The organism is Iamia sp., assembly GCF_035575815.1.
Taxonomy (GTDB): Bacteria; Actinomycetota; Acidimicrobiia; order Acidimicrobiales; family Iamiaceae; genus Iamia.
This window is the reverse complement of the sequence record NZ_DATLXO010000070.1, coordinates 1-4089: the sequence shown is the minus strand read 5'-3', so window position 1 is coordinate 4089 and position 4089 is coordinate 1. Positions and strand designations below refer to the sequence as shown.

Sequence of the window (4089 nt, the reverse complement as noted above, 5' to 3'; positions counted from 1 at the left end):
CGATGAGCACCAGAGCAGATGATCTGCGCGCCGAGGCCGAGCGCCAGCGCCAGGCGATCGCCACCGACCTCGAGATGGTCGGCGACCGGGTCAGTCCCGGTCGCATGGCCGAGCGCCGCAAGGCGGCGGTGCGCGGTCGCTTCACCGACGTGCGCACCCGCGTCATGGGCGCCGTGCCGTCGCCCGATCCCGGCGACGGTCCTGGCCTCACCGACCGTGCGTCGGACCGTGCCTCGAGCGCGGCGTCCACGCTCGGCCAGACACCGCAGAAGGCGACCCAGGCCACCCAGGGCAACCCCCTCGGCGCGGGCCTCGTCGCCTTCGGCGCCGGGCTCCTGGCCGCGACCCTGCTGCCGGAGTCGGACAAGGAGCGTCAGCTGGCCCAGAGGGTGCAGCCGAGGGTCGACGAGCTGGCGTCGGAGGTGGGCGGCGCCGCCCGCCACGTCGCGGACGAGGTGAAGCCCGTCGCCCAGGATGCGGGACAGGCCGTCGCCGAGAGCGCCAAGGGCTCCGCGACGACCGTGCGCGACCAGGCGCAGGGCGCGGCGCAGGACGTGAAGGGCACCGCTCAGGACCAGGCCCAGACCGTCAAGGACGAGGCCCAGAACCAGGCTCGGACGGCCTCGCAGGACACCAGGCCCTGACGTGGCCGCCACGACCGGGCGTCACGCCCCCGACCGCTCCGTCGACGGGAAACCCGTCGAGGCACAACGGGGACGTGACGCTCCTCAGCCCGGCGCCATCCCCGGTGAGGGCTGGAAGGACATCGCCAAGCGCACCAAGGCCGAGGCGAAGGACGACAACGTCGCCCTCCTGGCGGCGGGCGTCGCCTTCTACGCCTTGCTCTCCTTGGTCCCGGCGCTGGTGGCCCTGGTATCGGTGTACGGCATGGTCGCCGACCCGGCCGACGTCGAGCGGCAGGTCTCCGATGCCCTCGCTGCGGCGCCCGCCGAGGTGCGTGACCTCGTCGAGGAGCAGCTCACCTCGATCACCGAGAGCTCGAGCGGCGGCCTCGGGGTCACCGCGGTGCTGGGCGTCGCGCTCGCCCTCTGGTCGGCGTCGAGCGGCATGAAGCACCTCATCACCGCCATCAGCGTCGCCTACGACGAGCGCGAGACGCGGGGGTTCCTCAAGCTCCGCGGCACCGCCTTGGTGCTCACCGTCGGGGCGGTGGCGTTCATGGTCATCGCCATCGGCGTCATCACCGCCCTGCCGGCGGTGGTCGCCGACACGTCCCTGGGATCTTTGGCTCGGGGCGCGGTGTCGATCCTCCGCTGGCCCCTCCTCGGCATCGGCCTGCTCCTGGGGTTGGCGGTCCTGTACCGGTACGGTCCCGATCGCGACGAGCCGCGGTGGGCGTGGACCGCGCCCGGGACGGTCGTCGCCACGGTGCTGTGGGTGGTCGCATCGGTCGCCTTCTCGATCTACACGTCGAACTTCGGCTCCTACGGCGAGACGTACGGGTCGCTGGGTGCGGTCGTCGTGCTGATGCTCTGGCTGATGATCTCTGCGGCGGTGGTGATCATGGGCGCCGAGCTCAACGCGGAGACCGAGCACCAGACGGCGGTCGACACCACCGAGGGCCACCGCGAGCCCATGGGCGAGCGCGACGCCCACGTCGCCGACACCGTCGGGGACTCGCCGGCCTGACGCGGCACTGCGGTCCCGGGGCCGCATTGCCGTCGGCCCGAGACGCATCGGGCGGTTTCGTTCGGGCGGCGCCGGGCAGCAGGGCGACATGCCCGACATCGATGCGATCACCCTGCTGAAGAACGATCACAAGGCCGTCGAGAAGTTGTTCAAGCGCTTCGAGAAGGCCGGCGGAGGCGCCGCCAAGACCAAGCGCAAGATCGTCGACGACATCATTCGGGAGCTCTCCATCCATGCCGAGATCGAAGAGCAGATGTTCTACCCGGCCGTTCGTGCCGCCGAGGTGCCTGACGCCAAGGACATGGTCCTCGAGAGCCTCGAGGAGCACGGCGTGGCCAAGTGGTTGCTCTCCGAGCTCGATGGCATGGATCCCGAGGCCGAGCGCTTCGACGCCAAGGTCACGGTGCTCATCGAAGCCATCCGTCACCACATCGAGGAGGAGGAGGGCGAGATGTTCCCCGCCGTGCGCAAGGTGCTCAAGCGCAAGGCGCTGACCGAGCTCGGTGGATCGATGGACCGGGCCAAGGGCATCGTCCCGACCCATCCGCACCCTCGCTCGCCGGACACGCCTCCGGGGAACATCGCCGGCGGGTTGGCATCGGCCGCCATCGACCGCGCCCGTGACGCCGGGCGAGAGGCCCTCGAGCGGGCCAAGAAGGCAGTCCCGTGACCGAGGTCCAGCCCGACACGGGGGTCGACGACTCGGACTACAACCTGATCCTCCTCCAGCAGGCCCTGAAGGACTGCTACGGCTACCAGCGGTTCGCCGCTGATGCCCGCGTCGCCGAGGACCACGAGATGGCCGAGCTCTTCGACGAGCTGGCGACCAACGACCGCTCGGTCGCCACTCGGGCGCGCCGCATCCTGGCTTCGCGATTGTGAGGCCGGTCGAGGTCCGCCGCCCTTGCGACTCAGGGCTCGGCGTGCGACACACCTCGCTCGGCCTCGCTTCCAGGCGGTGAGCGGATCTTGCGCAAGAGAGGGTGACGCCTTCCCCGCCCACGATGACTCGGAGGACTTCACCGTCGGGGTGGAGGAGGAGCTCTTCGTCGTCGACGAGCTCACCGGGGCGTTGCGCACCGACGCCGAAGATGTGGTGCACGCCGCCGAGACGGCGGCGCACGATCAGATCGACCGGGAGCTGAGCCGATCACAGGTTGAGACGGGCACAGCGGTCTGCCACGAGCTCGACGATCTCCGGACCTCGGTCACCTCCCTGCGTCAGCGCCTCGACCGCGCGGCGCGGGCTCGCGGGGCCCGGGTCATGGCTTCGGGGACCCACCCCTGGTCGCACTGGTCGGCCGACGGCGGCGTCACCCCGGCCGCGGCGTACCTCGACCTGGCCGAGACCTACGGCCGGCTCACCGACGAGCAGGTGGTGTCGGGCTGCCACGTGCACGTGTGCGTGTCGGATCCGGAGGTCGCCATCGCGGTCATGAACCACGCTCGGCTCCACCTGCCGCTGCTCATCGCGCTGAGCGCCAACTCACCGTTCTGGTCCGGCACCGACACCCGCTACTGCAGCTACCGCACCGAGGTCTTCCACCGGTGGCCCACCGCGGGCATCCCCGAGCCGTTCTCGTCGCGCCGCGAGTACGACGAGCTGGTCGCAACCATGGAGGAGCTCGACGTCGTCGATGCACCCGCCCGCCTCTACTGGGACCTGCGACCGTCGGCCCGGTACGCCACGCTCGAGTTCCGCCCCGCCGACGTGATGGTCACCGTCGACGAGTGCGTCACCGTGGCCGGCCTGGTGCGCGCCCTGGTGGAGACCTGCCACGGTGATGTCCTCGACGGCAAGCCGTGCCCCGTGCCGCGCCCCGAGGTGCTCCGTGCCGCGGTGTGGAGAGCGGCGCGATACGGGCTCGACGACCGCCTCCTCGATCTGGAGACAAGCGAGATCCGGCCTGCCGCCTCGGTCGTGCGCGCCCTGCTGACCAAGGTGCGCCCGGTGCTCGAGCGGCACGGCGACCTGGACGAGGTCACCGCCGGGGTCGAGAGGCTGGTCCACGACGGAACCGGGGCCGCCCGTCAGCGGCGGGCCTACGCGTCGCGATCGGATGTCACCGACGTGGTGGACCACCTCGTCGCCGCCACGACCCCATGAGCCGGACCCGGGCTGCTCGGCACCGTCGTCGAACGGGGCGAGGACCTCGAGCGCAGGGATCGCGAGTTGGCTCAGGCGCCCGGTGTCGGCGGGAGGGGCTCGCGGCCCTCGGGCTGGAGGGCGTGACCGCACCCGCACGTGAAGTCATCACCGTGGGGACAGGGCTCGATCACTTGGAGCGAGCACGGGCACTCGGGGCTCGCGCAGGTGAGGCTGGTTCCGGTCTCGATGGTCATGACCACTGGCTACCCGGGCCGGCGAGGACGAACCCAGACCGACGAGCAACACCGGGGCCAGGCCGCCTGGAGGACCCGCATCGCGGCCGCTACGCA

General features: G+C 71.2%; 5 protein-coding genes. All 5 read left to right on the top strand.

From position 1 onward, the window contains the following. The coding region (locus tag VNL12_RS07470) for a DUF3618 domain-containing protein (protein WP_325593101.1) at positions 1-644 on the top strand (644 nt) is incomplete at its 5' end. 1 nt (position 645) lies between these two features. Continuing rightward, complete coding sequence (locus VNL12_RS07465; RefSeq protein WP_325593098.1) at positions 646-1650, top strand: YihY/virulence factor BrkB family protein; 1005 nt, start codon at positions 646-648, stop codon at positions 1648-1650. An 88-nt stretch (positions 1651-1738) separates the two neighbouring features. Continuing rightward, a complete protein-coding gene (locus VNL12_RS07460; protein ID WP_325593094.1) occupies positions 1739-2320 on the top strand; it encodes a hemerythrin domain-containing protein in 582 nt (193 codons plus the stop codon). Beyond that, on the top strand, positions 2317-2532 hold the full coding sequence (locus VNL12_RS07455; protein WP_325593092.1) for a hypothetical protein: 216 nt from the start codon (positions 2317-2319) through the stop codon (positions 2530-2532). The genes VNL12_RS07460 and VNL12_RS07455 overlap by 4 nt, the downstream gene beginning before the upstream one ends. Positions 2533-2608: 76 nt before the next feature. Beyond that, on the top strand, positions 2609-3757 hold the full coding sequence (locus VNL12_RS07450) for a glutamate--cysteine ligase (RefSeq protein ID WP_325593091.1): 1149 nt from the start codon (positions 2609-2611) through the stop codon (positions 3755-3757). Positions 3758-4089 lie beyond the last annotated feature (332 nt).

Excerpts from the sequence above, each read along its gene's own strand:
- VNL12_RS07460 (WP_325593094.1), top strand. The coding sequence starts at position 1,739 with ATGCCCGACATCGATGCGATCACCCTGCTGAAGAACGATCACAAGGCC.